The organism is Rhodococcus sp. DMU2021, assembly GCF_019641445.1.
Taxonomy (GTDB): Bacteria; Actinomycetota; Actinomycetes; order Mycobacteriales; family Mycobacteriaceae; genus Rhodococcus; species Rhodococcus pyridinivorans.
The window spans coordinates 1-4,999 of the sequence record NZ_JAIFKB010000055.1 but is presented as its reverse complement, the minus strand read 5'-3'; the positions used below and the strand labels follow the sequence as shown (position 1 = coordinate 4,999).

Genomic DNA, 4,999 nt, shown 5'->3' with positions numbered 1-4,999 from the left:
CGTCGACGCGGTGATCCCGCCGTCGCACACGCGCGGACAGATCGTCTCCGCGCTGCGCCTGCTCGAGCGGAAGATGGTTTCGCTCCCGCCGAAGAAGCATGGAAACATTCCGCTGTGACGCTCGGCGGCAGGACCGGGCGCAGCTCGGTCCTGCCGCGACCGTACGGCGTAGCACGTCGCCGACGACGTGCGATGAACCCGAGAGAGGGATCGACATGACAGCGACCCGGTGGGCATCCGATGCCTGTGTGGACGCGTACCCGGGGGGTGCCCTGTGACAGCGACGGCAGAGGACAAGATCATCACCGAGTTCGAAGTCGAAGAGCAGCCGCCCGCGGTCGAGGCCACGGCCGCCGACGACGCGACCGAAGCCGCCCAGGAGAGCACCGCGGTCGCCGAAACCGCGGCTGCCATCCGCATCGTCAAGGGCAACCCCGCCGACGAGGAGATCGCGGCTCTCGTCGCCGTGCTCGCCGCTGCCGCTGCGTCGGCGGGCAACGAGGTGGTCGACACCCGGCCGCCCGAGACCTGGGGCGATCCGACGCGGACGCACCGGCAGTGGGCGCCGTTCTCGCCGTATTCGTACCCGAACCGCGGCTGACATGCCCCGGCTCGTTCTGGCCTCGGCTTCACCCGCCCGCCTCGCGGTTCTCCACGCGGCGGGCGTGAAGCCGTTGGTGCAGGTGTCGGAGGTCGACGAGGACGCACTCATCGCGTCCCTCGGCCCCGGCACGCCACCGGCGCAGGTCGTCACCGAGCTGGCCCGCGCCAAGGCCACCGACATCCTGCCCGTCCTGCGCGAGCAGAAGCTGCGCGACGCCGTCGTCATCGGCTGCGACTCGATGCTGCTGATCGACGGCGCTCTGCAAGGCAAGCCCGGCACCGTCGAGGCGGCCCGCGAGCGCTGGCGGACGATGGCCGGCCGCAGCGGCGAGCTGCTCACCGGTCACGCCGTGCTCCGTATCCGCGACGACGAGGTCGTCGCGGAGGCCGCCGACCACAGCGGCACCGTAGTGCACTTCGGCACCCCCACGGACGAGGAACTCGAGGCCTATCTCGACAGCGGCGAGCCGCTCGAGGTGGCCGGGGCCTTCACGCTCGACGGTCACGGGGGCTGGTTCGTCGAGCGCATCGAGGGCGATCCGTCGTCGGTGATCGGCATCGGGCTCCCGCTGGTGCGTCGCCTCCTCGCCGAGGTCGGCATCTCCGTCGCACGTCTGTGGGCCGAGAACGCCGCGATCCCCGTCGAGGCGCTCGAGAACTGAGCCGTACCGGGCACTATCGGGTCGTGCCGCCGTACAGGGTCTTCTGCAACGAGCCCACCATCGCCTCGGCCTTGGTCTTCGCACGCTCGGCATCCACGCCGTGGAACATCTCGTCCACGGTCCCGCACCACAACTGCAACCACCGCTCGAACCGGGCGGGGGTCAGTCCGTGGTGTCCGTGCAGCGCCCGGTGCACCGGTACGAACGCTCCGCGATAGCGGGTGGTGCGGAAGAGGATCTGCTCCCAGAAGTCGCCGACGACCACCAGATGGTCGTCGAGCCCGACCACGGCGAGGACGTCGAAGGCCGGCGCGAGCACGGGATCGTCGAGGGCCCGTTCGTAGAACCGCCGGACCAGCAGGTCGATATGCTCCCGCGATGCGAGCTCGACCGGGGCCGGCCGGTCGCCGGGGGTGTCACTGCGGGTCACGTCCCGTCACGGTACCGCCTAGAATCGACGGCGCACCTGCCACCACAGCCTCAGGAGCCCATGTGCCCGTCGCACCCGATAGCAACCCTTCGTTCGCGGTATACGCCGATCCCAACCGTCTCGTGTCGACGGAGTGGTTGTCCGCTCATCTCGGCCATCCCGAAGTGAAGGTCGTAGAGTCCGACGAGGACGTCCTGCTCTACGACGTGGGGCACATCCCCGGTGCGGTGAAGATCGACTGGCATCTCGATCTCAACGACCCCGTCACCCGCGACTACATCGACGGCGAGCAGTTCGCCGCGCTCATGGATCGCAAGGGCATCCGCCGCACCGACACCGTGATCATCTACGGCGACAAGTCCAACTGGTGGGCCGCCTACGCACTGTGGGTCTTCACCCTCTTCGGCCACGAGGACGTCCGCCTGCTCGACGGTGGACGCGACGCGTGGATCTCCGAGAACCGCGACACCACCCTCGACATCCCCGCCGCCACGACGAGCGGTTACCCGGTCGTCGAGCGCAACGACGCCCGGATCCGCGCATTCAAGGACGATGTCCTCGCGCACCTGGGCAAGGGCCCGCTGGTCGACGTGCGGTCGCCCCAGGAGTACACCGGCGAGCGCACCCACATGCCCGACTACCCGGAGGAAGGCGCCCTGCGCGGTGGCCACATCCCCACCGCGGTGTCGATCCCGTGGGCGAAGGCAGCGGCGCCCGACGGCCGGTTCCGTGCGCGGCCCGAACTCGAGGAGATCTACGGCGACATCGACCAGGACGCCGACGTGATCGCCTACTGCCGGATCGGCGAGCGCTCGAGCCACACCTGGTTCGTCCTCACCTACCTGCTCGGATACTCGAACGTGCGCAACTACGACGGTTCGTGGACCGAGTGGGGCAACGCCGTCCGCGTGCCCATCGCCAAGGGCGACGAGCCCGGAGAAGCGCCGGCCGCATGAGCATTCCCGCCCCCCTCGCCGAGATCGTCGACGACTTCGCTGCCGTCGAAGGTCAGGACAAGCTGCAGTTGCTTCTCGAATTCAGCCGCGAGCTCCCGCCGCTTCCCGCCGAACTCGAGGAAGCGGCGATGGAGCCGGTGCCCGAGTGCCAGTCGCCGCTGTTCCTGTCCGTCGACGCATCCGACCGGTCGCAGGTGAAGCTCCACTTCAGCGCACCCGCCGAAGCCCCGACCACCCGCGGATTCGCATCGATCCTGCAGCAGGGACTCGACGGTCTCAGCGCACAGGAGATCCTCGACGTGCCCGACGACTTCTATGCCTCGCTCGGTCTCGCCGAGGCGGTCAGCCCGCTGCGGCTGCGAGGGATGAGCGCGATGCTCACGCGCATCAAGCGGCATCTCCGAACCTGACGCGGTCATGGAGTTCACCGAGCTCGCCGACTACCGGATCCCCCCGGGCGTTCTCACCGAATGGCTGCCGTGTGCGGCCGAGGACGACTGGCGCGAGGACCCTCGTCCCGCCTCGTACATCCACGAGGCGCATCTCAGGCGCACCTCGGGGGTCCGGTACGGCGGGGGCCGCGACTCCTGGCTCGGCACGGCCTTCGAGGTCCCCGGGCCCCTCGACACCGAGCGGTTCCGGCGGGCCCTGCAGCGCTGGATCGATCGGCACGAACCGCTGCGCAGCCACGCGCACCTCGACGAGGAGCAGAGCGGCGGCGGTCTGGTGCGGCGCACCGCTCCCCCCGGCCGGGTGTCGGTGCGACCCATCCGGCACGATCCCGCCGATCCCGACACCATCCACGAGCACCTGCTCGGTCTGTTCGACGACTACACGACCCCGCACTTGTGGCCGTCCTACGTCTTCGCGACGCTCGAGCGGACACCGGACGGGGATCCCGACAGCGCAGAAAGCGCGAAGGACACCGACGAGCGGTTCACAGTCTTCTTCGGCGCCGACCACTCCATCATCGACGGGTACTCGGTGGTGCTCGTGGCGCACGAGATCTCGGCGCTCTACGAGGAGGAGCGCACCGGTCGCGCCGCCGACCTGTTCCCGGTGGGCAGCTACATCGACTTCGGCGCCGCCGAACGCGACGAGTCCGCGCATCTCGACGACGACGACGAGGCCGTGCAGATCTGGCGGCGGACCCTCACCGAATGCGGCGGCGAACCGCCCGCCTTCCCCCTCCCGATCGGGGCGCGACCCGCGCACGCCACACCCCAGCAACGACTGTCGGAACGCTGGTTCGACGACGACGAGGCGAGCGCCTTCTCCGCATGCTGCCGACGCGCCGGGACGGGATTCTTCGCCGGCGTGCTGGCGTGCTTCGGCCGGGCGACGGCCGAACTCACCGGTGCGGATCGGTTCCGGACCGTCGCGCCCGCGCACACCCGCGCCGGGCCGATCTGGGCGGGTTCGCTCGGATGGTTCGTCGGCCTGCGTCCGATCGATCTGAAACTCACGGACACAACGGATTTCGAGACCCTGGCGATGCGGGCCGGCGACGAACTGCACCGCACCCGCGCGAGCGCACGAGTGCCGTTCGCGCGGGTGGGCGAACTCCTCGGCGTGCCCATCCGTCCACGTTTCGTCGTCTCGTACATGGACGTGCGGTTCGTACCGATGGCCGCCCAGTGGCCCGAATGGAACGCTCAGGCGCTGCGCAGCCGCAGCTTCACCCACGACGTCTACGTCTGGATCAACCGCACGCCCGAGGGTGTGAACATGTCGGCGCGATTTCCAGACAATACGGTCGCGGACAAGAACGTCCCGAGCCTTCTGACGCGCACCCGCGAACTGATGCACGAGGTCGCGGTGGGTGGACCGTGGATCGCACGGCCGGAAACGGCGGCAGTCCCACCTACCGGTGAGTAGCATTGTGCGCTCGAACGGCCGCCGTAATGTATACGGGCATCCGGTTACATCGTCGATCCGAATGGCGCTTAGACTGCCCGTCGACGGAAATAACCTAACGATCGATCAACAGGAGGCTCCGTGCCCAGTCATGCCAGCGCGCAGATCACGAAGGTGCTCGTCGCGAATCGCGGCGAAATCGCTGTGCGGGTCATCCGAGCCGCCAAGGACGCGGGCTACGGCAGTGTCGCCGTCTACGCCGAACCGGACGCAGACGCACAGTTCGTGAAGCTCGCCGACGAGGCGTTCGCACTGGGCGGCAACACCTCGGCCGAGTCCTACCTGGTGTTCGACAAGATCCTCGACGCCGCGGCCAAGTCCGGCGCCGACGCCATCCACCCCGGCTACGGCTTCCTCTCCGAGAACGCCGACTTCGCCCAGGCCGTGATCGACGCCGGCCTCATCTGGATCGGCCCCTCGCCGCAGTCCAT

Annotated in this window: 8 protein-coding genes; 7 read left to right on the top strand and 1 reads right to left on the bottom strand. The window is 69.0% G+C overall.

Features of this window, described 5'->3' with window-relative positions:
- From K3M35_RS26995 to K3M35_RS25330, 3 genes are all read left to right on the top strand, one after another.
- On the top strand, nucleotides 1-118 hold a 118-nt coding region (locus tag K3M35_RS26995; RefSeq protein WP_374107790.1), incomplete at its 5' end, for a carboxyl transferase domain-containing protein.
- A 156-nt stretch (nucleotides 119-274) separates the two neighbouring features.
- The gene (locus tag K3M35_RS25335) at nucleotides 275-601 is read left to right on the top strand and encodes an acyl-CoA carboxylase subunit epsilon (protein WP_121208963.1); all 327 of its coding nucleotides are present in this window, start codon (nucleotides 275-277) and stop codon (nucleotides 599-601) included.
- Between the two features lies 1 nt (nucleotide 602).
- Nucleotides 603-1,265, top strand: coding sequence for a nucleoside triphosphate pyrophosphatase (locus K3M35_RS25330; RefSeq protein WP_039584823.1), 663 nt, complete (start codon nucleotides 603-605; stop codon nucleotides 1,263-1,265).
- Between the two features lie 13 nt (nucleotides 1,266-1,278).
- On the opposite strand, the gene K3M35_RS25325 is transcribed toward K3M35_RS25330, so the two are convergent.
- A complete protein-coding gene (locus K3M35_RS25325; RefSeq protein WP_120279879.1) occupies nucleotides 1,279-1,695 on the bottom strand; it encodes a group III truncated hemoglobin in 417 nt (138 codons plus the stop codon).
- A gap of 62 nt (nucleotides 1,696-1,757) precedes the next feature.
- Between K3M35_RS25325 and K3M35_RS25320 the strand changes: the two genes are divergently transcribed.
- The 4 genes from K3M35_RS25320 to K3M35_RS25305 form a co-directional block, all read left to right on the top strand.
- A complete protein-coding gene (locus K3M35_RS25320) occupies nucleotides 1,758-2,651 on the top strand; it encodes a sulfurtransferase (protein WP_024101525.1) in 894 nt (297 codons plus the stop codon).
- The gene (locus tag K3M35_RS25315; protein ID WP_006550177.1) at nucleotides 2,648-3,061 is read left to right on the top strand and encodes a SufE family protein; all 414 of its coding nucleotides are present in this window, start codon (nucleotides 2,648-2,650) and stop codon (nucleotides 3,059-3,061) included. Before K3M35_RS25320 ends, K3M35_RS25315 begins: the two co-directional genes overlap by 4 nt.
- A gap of 7 nt (nucleotides 3,062-3,068) precedes the next feature.
- Nucleotides 3,069-4,529, top strand: coding sequence for a condensation domain-containing protein (locus K3M35_RS25310; RefSeq protein WP_019288523.1), 1,461 nt, complete (start codon nucleotides 3,069-3,071; stop codon nucleotides 4,527-4,529).
- 120 nt (nucleotides 4,530-4,649) lie between these two features.
- On the top strand, nucleotides 4,650-4,999 hold a 350-nt coding region (locus K3M35_RS25305), incomplete at its 3' end, for a biotin carboxylase N-terminal domain-containing protein (RefSeq protein ID WP_308257123.1).

Coding starts and splice junctions, on each gene's coding strand:
- K3M35_RS25330 (WP_039584823.1), top strand. CDS start 603: ATGCCCCGGCTCGTTCTGGCCTCGGCTTCACCCGCCCGCCTCGCGGTT.
- K3M35_RS25315 (WP_006550177.1), top strand. CDS start 2,648: ATGAGCATTCCCGCCCCCCTCGCCGAGATCGTCGACGACTTCGCTGCC.
- K3M35_RS25310 (WP_019288523.1), top strand. CDS start 3,069: ATGGAGTTCACCGAGCTCGCCGACTACCGGATCCCCCCGGGCGTTCTC.